Below are 21,167 nucleotides of genomic sequence, written 5' to 3' on the forward strand. Positions count from 1 at the left end.
CAGAGAAGATGGCGGCATGACGACTGCCGTGACCGACCGCGCCATGACCGTCGCCACCGGCGACTCCTCCACCCCGTCCGACCTGGGGGGCCTGTCCGGGCTCGTGCTCCAGCTCATCGACGCGCTGGGGGAGTGGGGCGTGGCACTCATGCTCTTCGTCGAGACGGTGTTCCCGCCGATCCCGTCCGAGGTGATCCTGCCGCTCGCCGGGTTCCTGGCCGGCGCGGGCAAGATGGACCTCGTCCTGGTCCTGCTGCTCGCCACGCTCGGGTCGTACCTGGGGGCCCTGGTGCTGTACTGGCTCGGCGCGGCCATCGGCTTCGAGCGGACCACGCGCTGGCTCGGCCGCCTGCCGCTGGTCGACGAGGACGACTTCCGCAAGGCCGCCGATTGGTTCCACCGCCACGGCAAGAGCGCGGTGTTCTTCGGCCGGTTCGTGCCGATCGTCCGCAGCCTCATCTCGCTGCCGGCCGGCGCGGACCGGATGCACCTCGCCACGTTCTCGGTGTTCACGGTCATCGCGAGCGGCATCTGGAACAGCGCCCTGGTGCTCCTCGGCGCGGCGTTCGGCTCGCAGTACGAGCGCGTCGAGCAGTACACCGAGTGGACCGACCGGGTGCTCTACGTCGCGATCGCCGTCGTCGTCGTGACGTTCGTGGTGCGCCGCATCCGCCGCGCACGTGCCGACCGTCGGTCCGACGGTGACGCGGACGGTGCCCGGGGTCGTCGACGCGCCGAGCCCGCCCGCGACTGACCCGTCAGGCCTTCCGCAGGGCCGACTCCTTGTGGGCGGCCTGCTTGCCGCTCTTCTCCGACTCGACGATCCAGTACGGGTCGTCGTCCGTCGGCTTGAAGTGCTGCCCGTCGAACGTGAAGTCCTTCGTCTTCTGCTCGACCAGCGTGCCGGTGGTCGTGCCCTGCGAGGTGTTCCAGTGCACCTCGTCGCCCTTCGACAGTGCCATCGCTGTCCTCCTTGCGAAGTAGTCCGTTGGTGGACGTCGGACGGTACCCGCCGATCCCGCACGGACACAGGGAAGCAGGGGTCACGATGTCGTAACGCCCGAGCGGGACGGAGAGCGGACGCGTACCGTTGACGGCGAGCCACACACGCCGGCAGCGGCCGCGGATCTCCTGGCTCCGGACGGAACGACGCATCATGACCCTGCTGGACAGCGCGCGGGCGGACACGGTCCTGGCGGCCCGGTACCGACTCGTCAAGCTGATCGGTACGGGCGGGATGGGCTCGGTGTACGAGGCCCGCGACGAGCACACCTACCGTGCCGTCGCCGTGAAGCTCTTCGCCACCCCGGACAAGATGACCACCGCCGACCGCGTCCGCCAGGAGCGCGAGATCCGGCTGCTCAGCATGCTGTCGCACCCGGGGCTCATCCCGCTGTACGACGCCGGCACCCACGACTTCGAGGACGGGCCGCACCGCTTCATCGTGATGGAGCTCATCGCGGACACGACGCTGCTCCGCCGGCTGTCCGAGGGCGCCCTGCACAACTACGAGGTCGCCGACCTCGGCGCGCAGCTCGCCGACGCCCTGGCGTACGTGCACTCGCGCGGGATCGTGCACCGTGACGTCAAGCCGGCGAACATCCTGATCAGCGACGAGGGCTCGTCCGGCTTCGCCCGCACGGTCAAGCTCACCGACTTCGGCGTCGCGCACTTCGTCGACGGCTCGCGGCTGACGAACGACGGCACGATCATCGGCACGGCGGCGTACCTGAGCCCCGAGCAGGTCGCCGGCGAACCGATCAGCTTCGCGACGGACGTCTACTCGCTCGGCCTGGTGCTGCTCGAGGCGCTGACCGGCAAGCAGGAGTACTCCGGCACGCTCATCGAGGCGGCGCTCGCGCGGCTGCGGCACGACCCGGTCGTCCCGGACGACGTCGCGTCGGAGTGGCGCGACCTGCTCAGCCGGATGACCCACCGGGACCCGGCGCGCCGGCCCACCGCCGTGGCGATCGCGAGCGCACTGCGCGGCGGCTCGACGCAGATCACCGGCCCGTTGCCGCTCGGTCCGGAGCGCGTCAAGCACCAGCGCGATCACCGCATGCACCGCGCGGCGCACCGCCACGCGAAGCGCGGCACGTTCGAGGCGGTCCGTCGCTGGCGTCGCCGCAACGTGCTCGTCGGCTCGTTCGCGGTCTCCGGCGTGCTCCTGGCCTGCGGCGCCGCGTACGTCGCCGGCATGCTGCACTGACCACGGAGCACCCCGGAGCGGCTGCCCCGGCCGCGGTGGTCCCCGCGTCCAGCGCGGCGTCCGGTCGACTGGCAGGATGGACGACATGACCGACCAGCGCTGGATCAAGATCTGCGGCCTGTCGACCCCGGACACCGTCGACGCCGCCGTCGACGCGGGTGCCGACGCGGTCGGCTTCGTCTTCGCCGCCGGCAGCCCGCGGACCGTCACGGCGGACCTCGCGAAGGAGCTCGTCGAGCGGCTGCCCGACGGCATCGACGCGGTCGGGGTGTTCCGCGACCAGAAGATCGACGAGGTCGTCGGCATCGCCTCCGAGGTCGGCCTCACCACGCTGCAGTTGCACGGCGGAGAGTCCGCGACCGACTTCGCCCGGGCGCGCGACGCCGGGTTCTTCACGATCCGGGCGCTCGCGGCCGAGGACTACCTGCGCGAGACGCCGGAGCAGCGCGCCGCGTACGACCACGACCTGCTGCTGCTCGACGCCGCGGTGCCGGGCAGCGGTCGACTCATCGACCCCGCGGCCGTCGACGGCACGGTCGACGAGGCCTGGATCCTGGCCGGCGGGCTCACCCCGGCGAACGTCGCCGCGGCGGTCGAGGCGCTCGACCCGGACGGCGTGGACGTGTCGAGCGGCGTCGAGTCGGAGCGCGGGGTCAAGGACCCGGCGAAGATCCGCGCGTTCGTCGAGGCCGTCCGCAGCCTCGGCTGACACACGGTCCGGCTGACACGGACCGGCTGACACCCTCCGGCTGACACGGAGCGGCTGACTCGGATCGGCCACCGCGGGCCGGCGGGCGCACGGTCGGCCCGGCGAGCCGGCGCGCGATCCGGACGTGCCCGGTGCCGGACGGGAGGCGCGTGGCGGGCCCGCACCGGGCCTCCCGTCCGGCGTGCGGTCGCGTGCACTGCGGATGGTGAGCAGGAACGGTCGGGTGGTGCGTACCGACCCGACCGTTCCTGCTCACGGAGCGCGTCAGCGCAGGGTGGGGACCAGATCGGTGAGGAAGGCGTCGGTGTCCTCCCAGCCCTCGACCGCGTGGCACGGCACGCCCAGGGCCTTCACCGGGTAGTCGTTGCCCTCGGGGTCGAGCCGGTCGCCGACGAACAGCATGTCGTCGAGCGCGATGCCGGTGATCTCGGCGAGCCGCTGCATGCCGTAGGCCTTGTCGATGCCCTTGCGGGTGATGTCGATGCTCGTCGAGCCGCCGGAACGGACCTCGAGGTCGGGCAGGTCCGCCTGCACGAGCCCGCGCAGGTGGTCCTTCTTCGCGCCGGTGGGGTCCCACTGCTTCTTCACGTCGACGGGCGCGGTCTGGCCGAGGGCCGAGAACGTGATCTGGGAGCCGCGGTCCTCGAGGATCTCGCCCCAGGTCTCGGACTCCCAGTAGCCGGCCTCCTCCGCACGGGCCCGGACCGAGGCGAGCGCGCGGCGCTTCTGCTCGTCGGTCAGGTCCTCGGCGTACTGCAACGCCCAGTCGTCGCCCGCCCACCGGTAGTAGCGGGTCCCGCAGGTCGGCAGCAGGTGCAGGTCGTCGAGCACGAGCCCGTCACGCTCGCGCAGGGGCGTGACGAGCTGCTGCTCGAACTGCTGGAAGTTGCCGCCGGAGATCACCGCGACCGGGACGACCTCGAGCAGGGACGCGAAGGTCTCGAGCATGCGCGGGTCGAGGGCGGACTTCGACGGGGCGAGCGTGTCGTCCAGGTCGAAGGCGACAAGGCGGGGCGTGGTCATGCCCCCGATCCTGCCAGACGCCGGCCAGGGGCCCGCTGACTACTCCTTGACGAGAACAACCTCGTCGAGGGGCAGGCGCGTTCGCGGGGCGACCTCGCGCTCGGCGGCCTTCTCGTCGAGCTGCGACGGGTGCGCGACGGTGCCGATCGCCGTCACGGTGTAGGGCAGGAAGCGCTCCGGCAGGTCGAAGGCGGCGCGGAGGCCCTCGGCGTCGATGCCCGCCATCTGGTGCACGTGCAGCCCCTCGGCGTGCGCCTGCACCGTCAGGGCCGCGAGCGACTGCCCGAGGTCGTACTGCGCGAACGGACGGGCCTCGCCGTCCTCGGTGACGGTCTCGAGGACGCCGACGACCAGGGCGCTCGCGCGGAACGCCCACGCGGCGTTGAAGCCGAGCAGGTTCTCGTTGATCTTCCGGAACGTCTCGGTGCCACGGCGGCCCGCGAGGAAGCGGCGGGGCTGGTGGTTCATCGCCGACGCGGCCCACCGCGCGGCCTCGAGCACGGCGTCGAACTGCGCGTCCGTGATCGTCGCGGTCTCGTCGTAGGAGCGCGGGCTCCAGCGCTCCTCGAGCAGGGGAACCAGGGGCTGGCTGGAGTCGGTGGACCGGGTGAGGGTGTCGGCGTTCGTCGAGGTCATGCCGCGTGCAACGGCTGCGCGTGCCGGTGCATTTCCGACCTGAGCGACGTGACAGGTCCCGCGGTGGTGCGAGGATGGACCCGATGGGTGGCGTGTTGACCGGGTTCGCGATCATCGGCGCGATCATCGCCGGTGGCTACGTCGTCGGGCGCATCCGACTGCTCGGGCCGCACGCCCAGTTCGTGATGAGCAGGCTCACGTTCTTCGTGCTCATGCCCTGCCTGCTGTTCCACACCATCGCCACCGCGGACATCGCCTCCTTGCTGTCGCCGGTGCTCTGGGTGTCGCTCGTCAGCGCCCTCACGGTGGCGCTGGTCGCCGCCGCGGTGTTCGGCTTGGTGTTGCGCCGGTCCGTCACGACCACCACCGTCGGCGCGCTCGCGTCGAGCTACGTCAACGCGAACAACATCGGGCTGCCGGTCGCCGTCTACGTGCTCGGGCAGGCGACCGCCGTCGTGCCGGTGATCCTGCTGCAGCTCGTCGTCCTCGCGCCGATCGCGCTGACGATCCTCGACGCCGCGACCGCGGGCTCGGGCGGCTGGGTGCGGCGGGTGTCCGGGCCCTTCCGGAACCCGATCATCATCGCCTCGATCGTCGGCCTGGTGTTCTCGGCGACCGGCATCGACCTGCCGGCACCGGTGCTCGAGCCGTTCTCGCTGGTCGGGGCCGCCGCGGTGCCCGTCGTGCTGCTGTCCTTCGGGATGAGCCTGCACGGCGCCGCGCCCCTGCGCGACCCGGCGATCCGCACCGACGTCATCGTGGCGTCGTCGATCAAGCTCGTGGTCATGCCGGCCGTGGCGTTCGTGTTCGCCCGGTTCGTCTTCGGCCTCGGCGCGCAGGACGTCTTCGTGCTGACGACGCTCGGCGCACTGCCCGCGGCGCAGAACGTCTTCAACTACGCGCAGCGGTACGGCGCGGCCGTCCCGGTCGCCCGCGACGTCGTGCTCATCTCGACGATCGGCTCGGTCCCCGTGCTCGTCGCGGTGGCGGCGCTGCTGCACCCGTAGCGCGCCCGGGGCGCCGCGCGGGGTCGCGTGCGCTGTGGGCGGCGCCGCGGGGCCGCGGGCGGCGCGTGCGCCGGATGGTGAGCAGGAATGGTCGGGTGGCGGGTGGGGACCCGACCATTCCTGCTCACGAAGCGTCGGGTGCGCGCGTGGCGGACGGGAGGCGCGTGGCGGGGCTGCATCGGGCCTCCCGTCCGTCGCGGGGTCGCGGGCGCTGCGGATGGTGAGCAGGAATGGTCGGGTGGCGGGTGGGGACCCGACCGTTCCTGCTCACGAAGCGTCGGGTGCGCGCGTGGCGGATGGGAGGCGCGTGGCGGGGCTGCACCGGGCCTCCCGTCCGTCGTGGGGTCGCGTGCACTGCGGATGGTGAGCAGGAACGGTCGGGTGGCAGGCGGGGACCCGACCGTTCCTGCTCACGAAGCGTCGGGGCGGACGGGAGGAGCGTGGCGGAGCTGCACCGGGCCTCCCGTCCGTCGTGGGGTCGCGTGCGCTGCGGATGGTGAGCAGGAACGGTCGGGTGGCGGGTGGGGACCCGACCGTTCCTGCTCACGAAGCATCGGGTGCGCGCGGGGCGGACGGGAGGCGCGCGGCGGGGCCGCACCGGGCCTCCCGTCCGTCGTGGGGTCGCGTGCACTGCGGATGGTGAGCAGGAATGGTCGGGTGGCGGGTGGGGACCCGACCGTTCCTGCTCACGAAGCATCGGGTGCGCGCCCGACGCCCGCCCGCAGCACCCGCAGCGTCAGAAGATCATCGGCCGGTCGTCGTCGAGCGAGGTGTCGAGGTCGAGGTCGACCACCACGGGGACGTGGTCGCTCGGGGCGTCGCCCTTCCGCTCGTCGCGGTGGATCGAGGCGTCCGTGACGACGTCGGCGAAGGCCTGCGAGCCGAGGACGAAGTCGATCCGCATGCCCTCGTCGCGGGGGAACCGCAGCTGCTTGTAGTCCCAGTAGGTGGAGCCGTCGGGGACGATCGGGCGGACGACGTCCTGCAGGCCGCGCGCCTCGAACTCGCGGAACGCGGCGCGCTCGGGTTCGCTGACGTGGGTCGAGCCCTCGAAGACGCGGATGTCCCAGACGTCCTCGTCGAGCGGTGCGACGTTCCAGTCGCCCATGAGCGCGAGCGGGGTCTCCGGCGAGGCCTCGAGCCACTCCGAGGTGCGGTCGGCCAGCTGGGCGAGCCAGTCGAGCTTGTACGTGTAGTGCGGGTCGCCGAGCTCGCGGCCGTTCGGGACGTACAGGCTCCAGAGCCGGACGCCGTCGACCGTGACGCCCATCGCGCGGGCCTCGACGGGCAGGTCCGGACCCTCGTGGCCCTTGAGGAAGCCGGGCTGGCCGGGGAAGTCGCGGGTGACGTCCTCCATCGGCAGGCGACTGGCGAACGCGACGCCGTTCCACTGGTTCAGGCCGTGCGCCTCGACGTGGTAGCCAGCGGCCTCGAAGGCGTCCACCGGGAACTGCTCCGGCTTGCACTTGATCTCCTGCATGCCGAGGACGTCGACGTCCTCGCGCACCAGCCAGTCGACGATCCGCCCCACTCGGGTGCGGACGGAGTTCACGTTCCAGGTCGCCACGCGCATGGGACAAGAACCTACCGGTGGCGGCTGGGGACCGTGCCGTCTAGAAGGCGACGCCGCGGGCCGACATGAACGGCACGGGGTCCGTGGTGGCGCCGTTGATGTGCACCTCGACGTGGCTGTGGCAGCCGGTCGACGCACCGGTGGAGCCGACCAGGGCGATGAGCTGCCCGGCGGACACCTGCTGCCCCTGGGCGACCCGGAAGCCGCCGTCCACGATGTGGCCGTACGCGGTCTGCACGCCGCCGCCGTGGTTGATGCGGACGTAGTTGCCGTACCCGCCGTACCACCCGACGTAGTCGACGGTGCCGGCCGACGCCGCGACGATCGGGGTGTAGCAGCCGCTCGCCAGGTCGGTGCCCTCGTGCATGGTGACGACGCCGGTGATCGGGTGCACGCGGTAGCCGTAGGGGCTGATGACGTACCCGCTCGCCGGCCGGACCCAACCGGTGCCGGACCCGGAGCCGACCGAGCCGCCGCCGCTGCCGCCGGCGGACGCGCCGCCCCCGCCACCGCCACCGCTACCGCCGGAGGAGCCGGCGTTCGCGTTCTGCGCCGCGAGCTGCGCCGCGGCCCGCTCGGCTGCCTCGCGCGCGGCCTTCTCCTCGGCACGCTTGCGGGCACGCTCACCCGCGGCGAACTCGGCCTCGGTGCGAACGCGTCCCGAGGTCAGGGTCGCGAGCTGGGCGTCGAGTCGCGCCTTGTTCGACTGCTGCTCGTCGTAGGCGGCCTGGACCGCGTCCGAGGCGGCCTGGGCCTCTTGCATGCGGGCCTCGGCCTTCGCCGCGAGGTCCTCGAGCGCCTCGGCGGCGCGGTCGGCCTGGGCCTGCAGCGACTCGGCGACGGCGGCGTCGTTGGCGGCGGCGGCCTGCACGCGCTCGGCCTGCTCGGAGAGCTTGCTCAGCGCGCCGAGGTCGTAGAGCAGGTCGCTCGCGTCGTCGCCCTTGGTCAGCACCGAGGTGGTGACGTCGGCGCCGCCCGAGCGGGCCATCTGCGCGGCGAACTGGCCGGCCTGCGCGGCGCTCTGGTCGGCGACCTCCGCGTGGTCCTCCGCGTCGGCGCGGAGCCGCTGTTCCTTCTCGGCTGCGGTCTGGGCCGTGCGCTGCGCCTTGTAGAACACGTCACCGAGCTCCTGCGCCTTCGCCTCGGCCGCTTCGACCTTCGCGTCGAGCTCGCTGATGATGCCCTTGATCTCGGTGATCTGCCCCTGCTTCGCGGACTCCTTGCCGCGGGCCGCCTTGACCTCGTCCCACGTGGGGTAGGTCACCGCCTGTGCGGCGGGGGCTTCGGCGACGACCGTGCCGACGAGGCCCGTGAGCGCGAGGGCCGTGACGGCGAGTCGCAGGCGCACGGCGGCCCTGGGGGAGCGGAGGCGGGAGGATCGAGACATCGGGCACGAGCCTATACATCCGTACAGCCGGGATCGACCGACAACGCGCCGCTGTGGAGAACTCCTAGAAGCCGCGTTCCCGTCGGATCGCGTCCGCGCTGCCGACGACGTCGCGGCGCAGGACCTCGGCGCCGGCCGTGCCCGCGTAGTCGTAGACGTCGAAGCCCGTGCAGTGGGTGATGGTCGCCGGGGCGCCGAGCGAGTCCTCGACCGCGGTGGTCCACAGGTCGCGCGACCCCACGACGACGAACGTCGGGGACGCGTCGCGGTAGGCACCGAGGTCGACGAGCCAGGGGTAGGCGTCGAAGGTGTCGCGGACCTGCAGCAGGTGCACGTTCGGCGTCGCGTAGGCGGCGAGCGGCCGCACCGTCCAGAACTGGCCGACGCCGGTGACCGTGCGGCCGTCGGCCCAGCGCTCGAGGCACGCGGTCGGGGCGTACCGCGCGGCGGCGACCGCTCCCGCGGTGCTCGGCGTGACGGCCACGCCGGTGACGAGCACGACCCCGGCGGCGACGGCCACGGCGGTGGCGAGACCTCGCCGCGGACGGTGCACCCGGGTGCGGCGCACCGCCGTGCGGGCGAGCTCCGCGACGGCGACGACCGCGAGCAGCGGGACGGTGGCGATCGGCTGCAGGTACCGCGCGGCGTCCTGCCCGGTCACGACGACGCCGACCGACAGGGCGACCACGGTCACCAGGGGGAGTGCCGTGGCGACGAGCACCGTGCGCGACGTCCGCACCCGCCAGGCCCACACCGTGCCGCCGACCGCGACGAGCACCCCGGCGAAGAGCAGGAGCAGCCCGGCGTCCCCGGCGGCGGTGCCGGCGCGGTCGTCGGTCAGCGCGGCGAAGAAGCGCAGGGACGCGGCCGCCCGGTCCGGGTGCAGGTACGAGGACGGGTCGAGCGACACGAAGGGCCGCAGCGGGACACGGAGCAGGTACCCGACGACGGAGCCGACCACGAGCGTCGCGACGAGCAGCCCCGCCGGACGCCACGGCACCCGACGGGCCAGGGCGAGGAGCGCGAGCGTGACGACCACGGGCGCGGCCGACCACGGCACGTACATCGGGTTCGACGCGGTCGTGCACGCCGCGACCAGCCCGAGCACGACGAGCACCGTCGGCGAGGCCCGGCCGGTCCGGACGGCCCGCAGCACGAGCACCGCCGTGCCGAGCATCGCGAGCACCACCCCGTAGTAGTACGTGGTCGTGAGCAGCAGCGACGCCAGCTCGAGCGAGTTCGTCGTCGGGGACGACTCGGTGAGCACCAGCAGGGTCACGAACGCCAGCGCCCCGGCGGACACCGTGATCCGCGCCGCGCGCCCTGCCGAGGGCATGAGCTCGTTCGCCGCCGCCCGGACCAGCGCGTAGACGGCGAGCAGCACGAGCACGCCGTTCAGCGCGAGGGCCTGCTGCGGGGTCGCCGTCACCAGGGCGCAGAGCAGGTAGACCGGCAGCTCGGGGAAGAAGAACAGCGCGGGCGACATCGCCCACTCGAACGGCTGCCCCGCCTCGAGCGACCGGCGCACGAGCGGCAGCAGCACCGAGTCGCCGTCGTACCAGAGCACCGAGACGCGCTCGGTGGCGACGACGTGGCGCAGCGCCACGACGGCGAGGGCCAGTGCGACCAGGGCGCCCAGGGCCTCCCGCCAGACCGCGCCGGACGCAGCGCCCGCCGACGCCCGGCCGGCGCCGGCGGACGACGTGGCCACCGTGGCGCGGTGCGGTGCTCGGGACATGCTCCGGAGCGTACCGAGCCGCGCTCGGTGCCCGTACCGCTTCCTCGCCCCGGCAGCCGGGAGGCGCGCGGGACGCGCCCGACCGGCTACCCTTGTGGGCTGTGACCGACGCGCGCGAACAGTTGATCCAGTTCATCTCCTCCGAAGCGGTGTTCCACGGCGACTTCACCCTGACCAGCGGGAAGAAGGCGACGTACTACATCGACCTGCGGAAGGTGAGCCTGGACCACCGGGTCGCGCCGCTGATCGGCCAGGTCATGACCGAGCTCGTGCAGCAGGTGCCCGACGTCGACGCGGTCGGGGGCCTCACCATGGGCGCCGACCCGATCGCGAGCGCGGTGCTGCACCAGGCCGCCGCCCGGGGTCTGGCCTACGACGCGTTCGTCGTCCGCAAGGAGCCGAAGGACCACGGCCGCGGCAAGCAGGTCGAGGGGCCGGACCTGCGGGGCAAGCGCGTGGTCGTGCTCGAGGACACCTCGACCACCGGTGGCTCGCCGCTCAAGGCGGCCGAGGCGCTCGAGCGCGAGGGCGCGATCATCGCCGCCGTCGCGGTCGTCGTCGACCGGGACACCGGTGCGAAGGAGACGATCGAGGCCGCCGGTTACCCCTACTTCGCGGCCATCGGGTTGGCTGATCTGGGGCTGACCGCGTGACCGAGGAGCGTCCCGAGGACGCGCGCGGACCCGAGGACACCGCCGGCCCGGCAGACGGGGCCGACGGCCAGGAGGCCCGGCGTGCGTCCGGCGAGGACGCTCCGTTCCACGGGCTCCGCAGCGCCGCGGACATCTTCGGGGCGCCCAGGGGCGCGGACGACTGGCCCTCGCGTCGGGAGCGCCGCGAGGCGGAGCGCTCCGCGAAGGAGACCGGCGCACCGCTGCCCGAACCGTTCGTCCCCGAGGACGAGCCCGAGTCCGGCACGAGCACCGGCACCGACGCCGGCACCGGCACCGGCACCGACGCCGGCACCGGCACCGACGCCGGCACCGGCGCGGGCGCCGTGTCGTCCGCTCCCGCGCCGCTCGACGACGGCGCCACGCAGGCGATCTCGATGCCCGAGCAGCTCGCCGCACCGTCCGAGAACCCCACCGCGGCGGTCGAGTACGAGCGCTCCACCCTGCACGACCGCATCCCGCCGCCCGCCGCCGTGCCCCCGGCCGCCGCCGCGCCGCACCCCTCGTCGATCTCGCTGCCGACCGCGCAGACGCACCGGGACGAACGCGCCGCCGCGAGCCGGGCCGTCGACGCGGAGCGCCGCCGCGTCGACCCGTTCGGCGAGGGTCGCGCCGACGTCGACTGGCTCGGACGGGCCACGGGCCCCGGGGCCGTGCCGACCGGGCCGGTGGCCGAGCAGCCGCCCGGCGTCGAGAACGTGCTGCCGCCGACCGAGGAGCCGCCGAGCTTCACCGACCTGCTGCGCCTGGACGAGCTCGGGCGACCCGCGTCGGGTGTCGCCGGCGGCGACCGGCCCTTCGACTGGGCGATCCGCGACGACGAGGCCGGCGAGGTTCCGTCCGCACTGACCGCGGACACGTTCGACACCACCACGACCTCGACGGGCTCCGGCTCGTGGTCGCTCGCCGCGGAGTCCGACGAGCCGGCGCGCGACGACGCCACCCCGGCGCACGGTGTGCCGCCGGTCCTGCGCGAGTTCCCGGTGCCGCCGGCCGTCCCCGCGGCCGCTGCGGCCGCCGCGACCGCGCCGGCCGCTCCCGGGCCGGGGGCGACGCCCCCGTCCGACGCGACCGAAGCCCTCGGCGCGAGCCGCGCGCCCGGGCGGGACGACGCTGCGGACGCCACCCCGGGCCTCCCGTCCGACGCGCCGACCACCGCGATGCCGGCGGCCGACGTGTGGTGGGACGACCCCGACGCGACCGTGCCGCCCACGGCGGCCCCGCCGCTCGTCGAGCCCGCCGCCGGAACCCAGGCGTACCCCGCGGCGTTGCCGCCCGCGGTGGGGCAGGACCTCGACGCGCTGCTCGGGCTCCGGACCGACCACCGCGACGACGACCGCTCCGACGAGCGCCCGGCCACCCTGCCGGGTACGGCGCCGGACGACCTCGACCAGTCCGAGTGGGCCGGCCGCGAGACGAGCGACACGAGCGCCATCAAGGACCTGTTCGGCACCGAGGCCGTCGACCAGCTCGGCGGCACCGGCTACGACCCGCAGGACACCGGCACGCGGATGATGCCGGCGGCCGTGGCGCCGTCTGCCGGGATGTCCGCTGCGAACGGGCAGCGGGCGGGCGGGTCGTCCGGCGCCGGCGGTGCGTCCGGCGGTCGCGACAACTTCATCAACGAGGGCGTCGCCCGGCTCCGGAGCGAGGGCACGCGCGGCAAGCAGCTGCTCATCGGCGCGTCGGTCGTGCTCATCCTCGTGCTCGTCGTCGCGGTGTTCCTGCTCACCCTGTGGATCCGGGGCAACGGGATCGCCGAGCAGACCGCACCGACGCGCTCGCCCGCCGCGGCTGCGTCGACGGCTGCCGCGACCCCGTCGACCACCCCCTCGGCGCCGCCGTCGAGCGAGGCTGCCGAGTCCGGCACGACGCTGCAGTTCGCGACGACGCCCGCGCTGCCCGGCGAGCACCCGTGGACCGACCTGGCCGGTGGCGAGTGCCTGTCACCCTTCACGAACGCCTGGTCGCAGACGTTCACGGTCGTCGACTGCGCGACCCCGCACATCGCCCAGCTCACCGCGCGGATCCCGGTGACCGCCGACGCGTACCCCGGTGCCGAGGCGCTCGGGGCGCAGGCCGCCGAGCAGTGCCAGTCGGACGCTGCGCTGGACGCCTCAGCCGCGGCCGCCGTCGGGGACGTGCAGGTGCAGGGCTCCTACGCCCCCGACCAGCAGACCTGGGACCAGGGCGACCACTTCCTGTCGTGCTTCGTGACGCGGTCGTCCGGGCAGCCGCTCACCGGGTCGCTCGCGCCGGCGTAGGCCCGCCGGCCGACCGGGGTCGGCGCGCACCCGTTCTGCGACGATCCACCCCGGGATCGACGCGTGGGCTGTCGGAGCATGCACGCGCATTGGGTGCGTGTGCACCGGACGACAGCCCACCCGTCGAACGACGAGTGGGCTGTCGGAGCGTGCACGCGCATCCGCTCGGGACGGCGCCTGCGTGGGGTCAGGCGGTCGCCGGCACCTTCGCCGACACGTCGGTCAGCGTCCGCAGCTCGTCGGCGCTGAGCTCGAGGTCCGCCGAGGCGAGCAGCGCCGGCAGCTGGTCGGTGTCCCGGGCGCTGGCGATCGGCGCGACGACGTCCGGCTGCGCCTGCAGCCAGGCGAGGGCGACGGTGGCGATCGCGACGTCGTGGGCCTCGGCGACGGTGGACAGCGCGTCGACGACGGCGAGCCCCTCGTCCGTGAAGTAGCCGGAGACCTGGCCCTCGCGGTCCTTCCCGGCGAAGTCGTCCTTCGTGCGGTACTTGCCGGTCAGGAACCCGGCGGCGAGCGCGAAGTACGGCACGACGCCGAGGCCGTGGTCGTGGGCGAGCGGGGCGATGTCGGACTCGTACGGCTGGCGGGTCACCAGGTTGTAGTGCGGCTGGATTGCGACGGGCTGCGCGAGGCCGTTCTCCGTCGCGATGCGGATCCACTCCTCGGCCCGCTCCTTCGAGTAGTTCGAGATTGCCGTGTACCGCACCAGGCCGTCCTGCACGAGCTGGTCGAAGGCACGGACGGTCTCCTCGAGCGGGGTCGCCTGGTCGTCGAAGTGCGCGTAGTACAGGTCGATGCGGTCGGTGCCGAGGCGCTGCAGGCTGGCACGGGCGGCAGCGGCGACGTTCGCGGCGCCGAGGCCCTGGAACTGCGGGTGCTGCGAACCCTTCGTCGCGATGACGACGTCGTCGCGCTTGCCCGAGGCGCGGAGCCACGAGCCGATGACCCGCTCGGACTCACCGCCCTCGTTGCCCGGCGCCCAGGCCGAGTAGACGTCGGCGGTGTCGACGAAGTCACCGCCCGCGGCGGTGTACGCGTCGAGCACCTGGTGAGAGGTACGCTCGTCCGCCGTCCACCCGAAGACGTTGCCGCCGAGGGCGAGGGGGAACACGTGGAGATCGCTGGTGCCGATGCGGGGCATGTGGGGTCCTTCCGGTTGTGCACGTGGTCGTGGGCGGTCCGGGGACGGGCCGTCGCCTGCCGACGGTATGCCCCGAGTCTCGACGCGGTCCCGGGATCGTGGACGAGCATGGACCGATGACCGCGCTCACCGAAGCCCTCGCCGACCCGCGCTCCTCCGTCCGACTGCAGGCCGTCATGGCCGCGGGGGCCACCCCGCACGCCGAGGACCTGGACGTGCTCGTCGCCCGGTGCGCGGTGGAACCGGACCTGTTCGTCCGCGACACCCTGACGTGGGCGCTCACCCGACACCCCGCCGACGCCGTCGTCGCACGGGTCACGCGCGAGCTCACCCGACCCGAGGCGCAGGCCCGCAGCCAGGCGCTGCACACGCTGTCGAAGATCCGCGACCGGTCGACCTGGCCCGTCGTCCGACCACTGCTCGGCGACCCCGACGAGGGCGTCCTGCGCACCGCGTGGCGCACCGCCGTCGGCCTGGTGCCCGACGACGAACGGGACGCGCTCGCCCGCACCCTCGCAGTGCAGCTCGGCGTCGGTGACCGTGAACGACGTCTCAGCCTGTCGCGGGCGCTCGTCGCCCTCGGCGAGGACACCGTCGCCAGCGTGCTCGCCTCGGCCGCCGACCGCGGCTCGGTCGCGGTGCGCGAGCACGTCGCCGAGACCGAGCGGCTGCTGCAGGACCCCGACGCCGCCTCGGCGCTCGCGCTCGAGCGCGCCCGCCGCGAGGTCGCGCTCGGCCGCACCCGGTCGGCGAAGGGGTAGGCCCCGCGGGGTGCGCGCCTGACGGACGGGAGGCCCGTGGCGGACGCCGCCACGGGCCTCCCGTCCGTTCCGGGGCGGGCCGGGCAAGACCTGGATTCGGGACGCCGAAGAGGCCGGATCGGCTTGCGCAAGCGGATCGGAGCGCGCCAAGGTGGGTGCCGAAGGGGAGTAGCTCCCAGCGCGTGCATCGACACACTGGCCATCACGACGATCGGCCCGGTGCACCACCCGACACGGGTCCGACAGGGCCGGGTCGGGCGAGCGAGACCTTCGGCCGTTCCGCCGTGGCCGAGGTCCTCCCTGCGAGGCCCTGCCGTGGCTCCTCCCGGGAGACCCACCATGACCGACACCCTGTCGACCTCCACGTCGACGGCCGCCGCCCCCGCAACCCGCATGGGCGCCAGCGCCTGGGGCCGCGTCGCGATCTGTGTCGTCCTCGCGTTGCCCGCCGTCGTGTTCCGCCTCGGCGGTCTCGCACCGAACCCGGTCGTCGACCTGTTCGTGTTCGGCGGGGCCGTCGTCGCCGCCGCGTTCCTGCTCGCCTGGGCCGCCGAGGCCGCGCAGAAGGACATCTCCGGGGCGCTCGCCATCGCGATCCTCGCGCTCATCGCCGTGCTCCCCGAGTACGCCGTCGACCTGTACTACGCGTTCCGCTCCGGGTACGACCCCGCGTACGAGCAGTTCGCCGCCGCGAACATGACCGGGTCGAACCGGCTCCTGCTCGGCTTCGGCTGGCCGCTCGTCGTGATCGTGTCACTGCTCGTCGCACGACGGTTCGTGCGCGAGGGCTCGATGCCCGCCGCTGCCAGCCGGGTGCTCGAGCTGGAGCGGTCCGCGCGGCTCGACGTCGGGTTCCTCGCACTGCTCGCCGTCGTCGCGTTCCTCATCCCGCTGATGGGCTCGATCCCGATGTGGTTCGGGTTCGTGCTGCTCGCCGTGTTCGTCGTCTACCTGTGGCGGGCCTCGCAGGTGCCGGGCGGCGACGACGAGGACCTGCCCGGCATGGCCGGCAACATCGCCTCGATGCCGAGGGGCGCCCGCCGCTGGACGATCGTGCTGCTGTTCGCCGCGGCCGCCACCATCGTGCTCACGGCGGCGGAGCCGTTCGCCGACGCCCTCGTCGAGTCGGGCAGCGCGCTCGGCATCGACAGCTACTTCCTGGTGCAGTGGCTCGCGCCGCTCGCGACCGAGGCCCCCGAGTTCATCGTCGCCGTGCTCTTCGCACTGCGCGGAATGGGCGGCGCGGCCATCGGCACGCTCATCGCGTCGAAGATCAACCAGTGGTCGCTGCTCGTCGGCTCGCTGCCGATCGCGCACGTGCTCGGCGGCGGGACCTCGGGCGGGCTGCCGCTCGACAGCCGGCAGGTCGAGGAGTTCGTGCTCACCGCCTCGCAGACCGTGCTCGGCGTGGCGATCATCATCGCGCTGCGGTTCCACCGGTGGTCGGCGATCGCCCTGGTGGCCCTGTTCGCGGTGCAGTTCGTCGTGACCGACACGAGCGGCCGGTGGGTGCTCAGCACCGTGCACCTGGTGGCGGCGGTCGTGGTGTTCTGGAACAACCGGCGGGAGATCGGGCCGACGCTCGCAGCGCCGTTCCGCCGGCCGCGGGTGGCGTAGGCGGCGGGCGGGGCGGGCCGGGCGTCGGGCGCGCGGGCGGCGGGGCCGGGGGCGGGCGCGAGGTCGCGCGTTCTGCCGCCTGGCCGCTGTCCGGGCGGCACTTCGTGCGACCTCGGTGGACGTGAGCGGCGCGTCGTGCGACCAGGGACGGGGCAGGCGGGAGGCGCGGGGCGGCTGGCCCCGTGCCTCCTGTCCGGCTCGGGGCCGGGGCCGGGCGGGCGCGAGGTCGCGCGTTCTGCCGTCTGGGCGCCGCTCGGGCGGCACTTCGTGCGACCTCGGTGGACGTGAGTGGCACGTCCTGCGACCTCGGGGCGCGTCGCGCGGCTTCGGACCGTGCGCGCCGTGCGCGCCGCTCCGGTCAGTCGGCGTCGGGGGCGAGCCAGATCGCGGACGCCGCCGCTGCCGGCAGGTCGACGAGGGACTCGGACCCGTCGCTCGCCCGGCGCGCCACCGCGATGACGCCCGCGTAGTCGCGCACACGCTCGACCCGCAGGTGTGTGCCCAGTCCCACCCCGAGCTCGTCGAAGTACCGCAGCAACGAGGGGTCGTCGTCCGACACCCGGTCGACCGTGCCGCAGGAACCCGGCTCGACCGCGCCGAGCAGTGTGCCGGGGGAGTCCGGCACCGAGCCGTCGGCGGCGGGGATCGGGTCGCCGTGCGGGTCGTGCGTCGGGTGGCCGAGGTCGGCGTCCACCCGGTCGAGGAACCGTTCGGACACGGCGTGCTCGAGTGCCTCGGCCTCGGTGTGGACCTCGTCCCAGGAGTAGCCGAGCCGCTCGACCAGGAACGTCTCGATGAGCCGGTGCCGGCGCACCATCGCGACGGCGACCTGCTGGCCGAGCGGGGTGAGGACGACGCCGTAGTACGGGGTGTGCTCGATGAGCCCGTCACGGTCGAGCTTGCGGAGGTTGCCCGAGACCGTCGACGCCGACACCTTCAGCGCGGCCGCTATGTCCCGGGTGGCGAGCCCCGCGCCGCCGCGCTCGCCGTCCTTCCAGATGAGCTTGACGTAGTCCTCTGCCATGGTCGACAAGGAGGGCAGGCGCATACCGCCAATCGTACGGCCGCCCTGGTACAGATGAGACGTGCACCCACCCCGTCGCCGCCGCTGGCCGGTCCCGCCGTCCCTGCTCGTCGGCCTCGTGCCGATCGTGGTCTTCGCGGCGGTCAGCGCCTGGCGGTCCCGACCGAGTGACGACTACGCGACCCTCGGGCAGACGGTCGACAGCGTCGTCCGGGCGCTCGTGGTGCCCGAGGGCATCGCCGTCGTGGCGCTCGCCGTGTTCGTCACCGCGCTCGGCTGGTGGCGCATCGCCACGGTCGACCGCACCCGGACGCCACTGCGGTGGACGATGGTCGCCCCGCTGCTCATCGTGCTCGTGGCCCTCGCCCGCCTGCCCTTCGTCGACTGGTCGGCGCTGCCGCCGCACTACTTCCTGCTGCTCACCGTGGGGGTGCTGTTCGTCGGGGTGTTCGAGGAGCTGATGACCCGCGGCGTCCTGCTCGTCGGACTGCGCCGTCGCGTGCCGGAGATCGGCGTGTGGGCCATCTCGTGCGCGCTGTTCGGCGTGCTCCACCTGCTCAACGTGCTCGGCGGTGCCGAGGTCGACGCGACGCTGCTCCAGGTGGTGTTCGCGGCGTCGTTCGGCTCCACGCTCTACGTCGCCCGTCGGCTCACGGGCAACCTGCTCGCCCCGGTGCTCCTGCACGCGTTCTGGGACTTCGGGTCGATCGGCTTCTCGGCGACCGCCGGGTTCGAGGACCGGGGACGCCTGATCGCGGTCGGGCTGATCGGGCTGTTCTCGTTCGCGGTGCTGGTGCTCGGCATCGTCGCGGGGGCGTTGGTCGCGTGGCGGGACGACCGCCCGCGTCGCCTGGCGAAGCAGTGGCGTTCGGTGCCGCCGATGGCGGCCTTCGCCCTGGAGGCCCGTGGCACCGCATCCGTCGAGGCCCCCGCCGGTCTCGCATCGCGGTAGCGACCCCGTCCGTCGCGCCCGGCACGGTCCGGCCCTGGGCGCGACGGTGCACAACGCACGTGCATCGGAACCGCGACGCGACCTGGCGCGGATGCACTTCGGTCGTGCGCAGCGACGCAGCCGCGCGCGGGCGGCGGCGCGCTGCTCGCTAGAGCTCGACCTCGAAGGGCTCGGTGCGGACGAGTTCGTGGACGCCCGAGATGACCTCGCTCGGGCGGAACGGGTAGCGGTCGATCTCGGCCTGGTCGCTGATGCCCGTCATGACGAGGACGGTGTGCAGCCCGGCCTCGATGCCCGCCTGCACGTCGGTGTCCATCCGGTCGCCGATCATGCCGGTGTTCTCGGAGTGGGCGCCGATCCGGTTCATGGCCGAGCGGAACATCATCGGGTTCGGCTTGCCGACCACGTAGGGCTGCTTGCCGGTGGCCTTCTCGATCATCGCGGCGATGGCGCCGGTGGCGGGCAGCACGCCCTCGGCCGACGGACCGGTGGCGTCGGGGTTCGTGACGATGAAGCGGGCGCCGGCGCGGATGAGCCGCACGGCCTTCGTGATCGCCTCGAACGAGTAGTTGCGGGTCTCGCCGACGACCACGTAGTCGGGGGCGGTCTCGGTCATGATGAAGCCGGCCTCGTGCAGCGCGGTCGTCATGCCGGCCTCGCCGATGACGAACGCCGAGCCGCCGGGCATCTGCGAGCGGCAGAAGTCCGCCGTCGCCAGGGCCGAGGTCCAGATCCGTTCCTCGGGCACGTGCAGGCCAGAGCTGCGCAGCCGCGCGCTCAGGTCGCGCGGCGTGAAGATCGAGTTGTTCGTGAGCACGAGGAACTCGGTGCCCTCGTCGAGCCACTGCTGGATGAGCTCCGGGGCCCCGGGGAGCGCCTGGTTCTCGTGCACGAGCACGCCGTCCATGTCGGTCAGCCAGCACTCGACCTCGTCGCGGGTTGCCATGGCCTCACCCTAGTGCGCGGCCGTGACGGGGACCCCGGACCACGGGCACCGCGCCCGTCTGAACACCGAACACCGGTCGGCTTTGCCCTAGGCTTTTCGGGACACGTACCGCATCAAGGAGGACCGCCCGTGCTCGTCGAACCCGGACCAGCCACCGCCGCCCCAGGGAGTCCGCCCGAGGCCGCTCCGCGTCGCCGCCGTGGGCGGCCGAACGCACTGGACCGGCAGCAGGTCGTCGACGCGGCGACGGCGATCGCGAACGAGGACGGCCTCGACCGCCTGTCGTTCCGGGCGCTCGGCGCGCGGCTCGGCGTCGCCCCGATGACGGTGCACCGGACGATCGGCGGGCTCGACGACCTGCACGCCGAGCTCGTCCGCCGCACGGTCGACGAGTTCACCGCGACGTTCGTCTGGCCGGACGAGTGGCACGAGGTCGTCCGGACCTTCGCCACGACCTTCCGCGACCTCATGCGGACGCACCCGCTCGTGCTCGAGTCGCACAGCCAGCGTGCCCCGCTGGCGTCCACCGAGTCGGACGCCGTCGTGGCGAAGGTCGTCGGGGCGCTCCGCCAGGCCGGTCTGTCCGACCAGGAATCGATGTACGCGTTCTTCGTCGTCTACGACTTCGTCGTCGGGCACGCCGGGGTGCAGGTCGGCCGGGGCGACGCCCCCGCCGGTCGACCGGAGCGGCACGCGCTCGTGGGCGAGGTGCTGGGGGAGCACTCCTACGACGTCCGCTTCGCCCTCGGGCTCGACATCCTCATCGCGGGCATCGAGGCGCGCGCGAGCGCCTGACCGCCGGGTCGTACGCTGGTCCGGTGAGCACCACGCCCGAGCCGTCGCACGAGCTGACGACGAACGGCGTCGGTCCGCACCCCGAGCCGTGGCCGGACGACCCGCGGCTCGACCCGGAGCTGTTGGCGACCGGGGACAGCCGCAACGTCGTCGACCGGTTCCGCTACTGGTCGATGGAGGCGATCGTCGCCGAGCTCGACACCCGTCGGCACGCGTTCGACGTCGCGATCGAGAACTGGCAGCACGACCTGAACATCGGGTCGATCGTGCGGAGCGCGAACGCCTTCCTCGCCGGCACGGTGCACATCATCGGGCGGCGACGCTGGAACCGGCGCGGGGCGATGGTGACCGACCGGTACCAGCACGTGCGGCACCACCCCGACGTGCAGGCGTTCCTGGCGGCGATGGCGGACGAGGGCCGGCCCGTGGTCGCGATCGACAACACCCCCGGTGCCGAGCGGATCGAGACGGCGGCGATCCCCGAGCGGTGCGTGTTCCTGTTCGGGCAGGAGGGACCGGGCCTGACCGACGAGGCCGTCGCCGGCGCAGACGGACACCTCGAGATCACGCAGTACGGCTCGACCCGGAGCATCAACGCGTCGGCCGCCGCGGCCGTCGTGATGCACAGCTGGATCGTCCAGCACGCCCGCCCGTCCTGACCGACGACCCCCGGACGGGGTGAACGGCAGGGTGAAAAAGCGACGGTTCGTCGGC

At 73.5% G+C, this 21,167-nt stretch carries 20 protein-coding genes; 11 read left to right on the forward strand and 9 right to left on the reverse strand.

All coding sequences use genetic code 11. The features are described 5' to 3' along the window. Positions 1 to 16 precede the first annotated feature (16 nt). A complete protein-coding gene (locus DEI99_RS02195; protein ID WP_181434537.1) occupies positions 17 to 754 on the forward strand; it encodes a DedA family protein in 738 nt (245 codons plus the stop codon). A 4-nt stretch (positions 755 to 758) separates the two neighbouring features. Here the strand turns inward: DEI99_RS02195 and DEI99_RS02200 are convergent, their stop codons facing one another. Beyond that, a complete protein-coding gene (locus DEI99_RS02200) occupies positions 759 to 962 on the reverse strand; it encodes a hypervirulence associated TUDOR domain-containing protein (RefSeq protein ID WP_111042956.1) in 204 nt (67 codons plus the stop codon). A gap of 194 nt (positions 963 to 1,156) precedes the next feature. Between DEI99_RS02200 and DEI99_RS02205 the strand changes: the two genes are divergently transcribed. Next, positions 1,157 to 2,209 carry a serine/threonine-protein kinase gene (locus DEI99_RS02205; RefSeq protein WP_071256963.1) on the forward strand — a complete coding sequence of 351 codons (1,053 nt, stop codon included), beginning with the start codon at positions 1,157 to 1,159 and terminating at the stop codon, positions 2,207 to 2,209. Between the two features lie 85 nt (positions 2,210 to 2,294). Continuing rightward, positions 2,295 to 2,918 (forward strand): phosphoribosylanthranilate isomerase, encoded by a 624-nt coding sequence (locus tag DEI99_RS02210; RefSeq protein ID WP_111042963.1) that lies wholly within the window; start codon positions 2,295 to 2,297, stop codon positions 2,916 to 2,918. Between the two features lie 264 nt (positions 2,919 to 3,182). Here DEI99_RS02210 and DEI99_RS02215 read toward each other — a convergent pair whose 3' ends face one another. After that, entirely contained in the window at positions 3,183 to 3,941 is a 759-nt protein-coding gene (locus DEI99_RS02215; RefSeq protein WP_111042957.1) for an HAD-IIB family hydrolase, read from the reverse strand. Positions 3,942 to 3,980: 39 nt separating this feature from the next. Continuing rightward, complete coding sequence (locus DEI99_RS02220; RefSeq protein ID WP_071256959.1) at positions 3,981 to 4,577, reverse strand: nitroreductase family protein; 597 nt, start codon at positions 4,575 to 4,577, stop codon at positions 3,981 to 3,983. A gap of 83 nt (positions 4,578 to 4,660) precedes the next feature. Here DEI99_RS02220 and DEI99_RS02225 point away from each other — a divergent pair, with 83 nt between their 5' ends. Next, on the forward strand, positions 4,661 to 5,584 hold the full coding sequence (locus tag DEI99_RS02225; protein WP_111042958.1) for an AEC family transporter: 924 nt from the start codon (positions 4,661 to 4,663) through the stop codon (positions 5,582 to 5,584). 736 nt (positions 5,585 to 6,320) lie between these two features. Here DEI99_RS02225 and DEI99_RS02230 read toward each other — a convergent pair. The 3 genes from DEI99_RS02230 to DEI99_RS02240 all read right to left on the reverse strand — a co-directional run bounded on the left by DEI99_RS02230 (position 6,321) and on the right by DEI99_RS02240 (position 10,282). After that, the gene (locus DEI99_RS02230) at positions 6,321 to 7,157 is read right to left on the reverse strand and encodes an exodeoxyribonuclease III (protein WP_071296845.1); all 837 of its coding nucleotides are present in this window, start codon (positions 7,155 to 7,157) and stop codon (positions 6,321 to 6,323) included. A 40-nt stretch (positions 7,158 to 7,197) separates the two neighbouring features. Then, the gene (locus DEI99_RS02235; protein ID WP_146247204.1) at positions 7,198 to 8,544 is read right to left on the reverse strand and encodes a M23 family metallopeptidase; all 1,347 of its coding nucleotides are present in this window, start codon (positions 8,542 to 8,544) and stop codon (positions 7,198 to 7,200) included. A 64-nt stretch (positions 8,545 to 8,608) separates the two neighbouring features. Next, a complete protein-coding gene (locus DEI99_RS02240; protein ID WP_146247205.1) occupies positions 8,609 to 10,282 on the reverse strand; it encodes a hypothetical protein in 1,674 nt (557 codons plus the stop codon). 101 nt (positions 10,283 to 10,383) lie between these two features. On the opposite strand from DEI99_RS02240, the gene pyrE reads away from it, so the two are divergent. After that, complete coding sequence (gene pyrE, locus DEI99_RS02245; protein WP_071296847.1) at positions 10,384 to 10,935, forward strand: orotate phosphoribosyltransferase; 552 nt, start codon at positions 10,384 to 10,386, stop codon at positions 10,933 to 10,935. After that, positions 10,932 to 13,217, forward strand: coding sequence for a septum formation family protein (locus tag DEI99_RS02250; RefSeq protein ID WP_284180920.1), 2,286 nt, complete (start codon positions 10,932 to 10,934; stop codon positions 13,215 to 13,217). The genes pyrE and DEI99_RS02250 overlap by 4 nt, the downstream gene beginning before the upstream one ends. A gap of 187 nt (positions 13,218 to 13,404) precedes the next feature. Here the strand turns inward: DEI99_RS02250 and DEI99_RS02255 are convergent, their stop codons facing one another. Then, positions 13,405 to 14,358 carry an aldo/keto reductase gene (locus DEI99_RS02255; protein ID WP_284180921.1) on the reverse strand — a complete coding sequence of 318 codons (954 nt, stop codon included), beginning with the start codon at positions 14,356 to 14,358 and terminating at the stop codon, positions 13,405 to 13,407. A 116-nt stretch (positions 14,359 to 14,474) separates the two neighbouring features. On the opposite strand from DEI99_RS02255, the gene DEI99_RS02260 reads away from it, so the two are divergent. Together DEI99_RS02260 and DEI99_RS02265 are read left to right on the forward strand one after the other, a co-directional pair. Next, positions 14,475 to 15,119 carry a HEAT repeat domain-containing protein gene (locus tag DEI99_RS02260; protein WP_284180922.1) on the forward strand — a complete coding sequence of 215 codons (645 nt, stop codon included), beginning with the start codon at positions 14,475 to 14,477 and terminating at the stop codon, positions 15,117 to 15,119. A gap of 339 nt (positions 15,120 to 15,458) precedes the next feature. Next, complete coding sequence (locus DEI99_RS02265) at positions 15,459 to 16,736, forward strand: calcium:cation antiporter family protein (protein WP_284180923.1); 1,278 nt, start codon at positions 15,459 to 15,461, stop codon at positions 16,734 to 16,736. Positions 16,737 to 17,094: 358 nt separating this feature from the next. Here the strand turns inward: DEI99_RS02265 and DEI99_RS02270 are convergent, their stop codons facing one another. Continuing rightward, positions 17,095 to 17,784, reverse strand: a complete 690-nt coding sequence (locus DEI99_RS02270; RefSeq protein WP_284180924.1) for a metal-dependent transcriptional regulator — start codon at positions 17,782 to 17,784, stop codon at positions 17,095 to 17,097. A 37-nt stretch (positions 17,785 to 17,821) separates the two neighbouring features. Here DEI99_RS02270 and DEI99_RS02275 point away from each other — a divergent pair, with 37 nt between their 5' ends. After that, on the forward strand, positions 17,822 to 18,712 hold the full coding sequence (locus DEI99_RS02275; protein WP_284180925.1) for a CPBP family intramembrane glutamic endopeptidase: 891 nt from the start codon (positions 17,822 to 17,824) through the stop codon (positions 18,710 to 18,712). Between the two features lie 148 nt (positions 18,713 to 18,860). On the opposite strand, the gene DEI99_RS02280 is transcribed toward DEI99_RS02275, so the two are convergent. Next, positions 18,861 to 19,658, reverse strand: coding sequence for an HAD-IIA family hydrolase (locus DEI99_RS02280; RefSeq protein ID WP_071296854.1), 798 nt, complete (start codon positions 19,656 to 19,658; stop codon positions 18,861 to 18,863). Between the two features lie 129 nt (positions 19,659 to 19,787). Here DEI99_RS02280 and DEI99_RS02285 point away from each other — a divergent pair, with 129 nt between their 5' ends. Both DEI99_RS02285 and DEI99_RS02290 read left to right on the forward strand, forming a co-directional pair. Next, positions 19,788 to 20,453, forward strand: coding sequence for a TetR/AcrR family transcriptional regulator (locus DEI99_RS02285; RefSeq protein ID WP_284180926.1), 666 nt, complete (start codon positions 19,788 to 19,790; stop codon positions 20,451 to 20,453). A gap of 23 nt (positions 20,454 to 20,476) precedes the next feature. Continuing rightward, entirely contained in the window at positions 20,477 to 21,112 is a 636-nt protein-coding gene (locus DEI99_RS02290; protein WP_284180927.1) for a TrmH family RNA methyltransferase, read from the forward strand. Positions 21,113 to 21,167 lie beyond the last annotated feature (55 nt).

This window comes from Curtobacterium sp. MCLR17_036 (assembly GCF_003234445.2).
Lineage (GTDB): Bacteria > Actinomycetota > Actinomycetes > Actinomycetales > Microbacteriaceae > Curtobacterium.

Excerpts from the sequence above, each read along its gene's own strand:
- DEI99_RS02195 (WP_181434537.1), top strand. The coding sequence starts at position 17 with ATGACGACTGCCGTGACCGACCGCGCCATGACCGTCGCCACCGGCGAC.
- DEI99_RS02260 (WP_284180922.1), top strand. The coding sequence starts at position 14,475 with ATGACCGCGCTCACCGAAGCCCTCGCCGACCCGCGCTCCTCCGTCCGA.
- DEI99_RS02200 (WP_111042956.1), bottom strand. The coding sequence starts at position 962 with ATGGCACTGTCGAAGGGCGACGAGGTGCACTGGAACACCTCGCAGGGC.
- DEI99_RS02230 (WP_071296845.1), bottom strand. The coding sequence starts at position 7,157 with ATGCGCGTGGCGACCTGGAACGTGAACTCCGTCCGCACCCGAGTGGGG.
- DEI99_RS02235 (WP_146247204.1), bottom strand. The coding sequence starts at position 8,544 with ATGTCTCGATCCTCCCGCCTCCGCTCCCCCAGGGCCGCCGTGCGCCTG.
- DEI99_RS02265 (WP_284180923.1), top strand. The coding sequence starts at position 15,459 with ATGACCGACACCCTGTCGACCTCCACGTCGACGGCCGCCGCCCCCGCA.
- DEI99_RS02210 (WP_111042963.1), top strand. The coding sequence starts at position 2,295 with ATGACCGACCAGCGCTGGATCAAGATCTGCGGCCTGTCGACCCCGGAC.
- DEI99_RS02215 (WP_111042957.1), bottom strand. The coding sequence starts at position 3,941 with ATGACCACGCCCCGCCTTGTCGCCTTCGACCTGGACGACACGCTCGCC.
- DEI99_RS02255 (WP_284180921.1), bottom strand. The coding sequence starts at position 14,358 with ATGCCCCGCATCGGCACCAGCGATCTCCACGTGTTCCCCCTCGCCCTC.
- DEI99_RS02205 (WP_071256963.1), top strand. The coding sequence starts at position 1,157 with ATGACCCTGCTGGACAGCGCGCGGGCGGACACGGTCCTGGCGGCCCGG.
- DEI99_RS02225 (WP_111042958.1), top strand. The coding sequence starts at position 4,661 with ATGGGTGGCGTGTTGACCGGGTTCGCGATCATCGGCGCGATCATCGCC.
- DEI99_RS02280 (WP_071296854.1), bottom strand. The coding sequence starts at position 19,658 with ATGGCAACCCGCGACGAGGTCGAGTGCTGGCTGACCGACATGGACGGC.
- DEI99_RS02220 (WP_071256959.1), bottom strand. The coding sequence starts at position 4,577 with ATGACCTCGACGAACGCCGACACCCTCACCCGGTCCACCGACTCCAGC.
- DEI99_RS02240 (WP_146247205.1), bottom strand. The coding sequence starts at position 10,282 with ATGTCCCGAGCACCGCACCGCGCCACGGTGGCCACGTCGTCCGCCGGC.
- DEI99_RS02270 (WP_284180924.1), bottom strand. The coding sequence starts at position 17,784 with ATGCGCCTGCCCTCCTTGTCGACCATGGCAGAGGACTACGTCAAGCTC.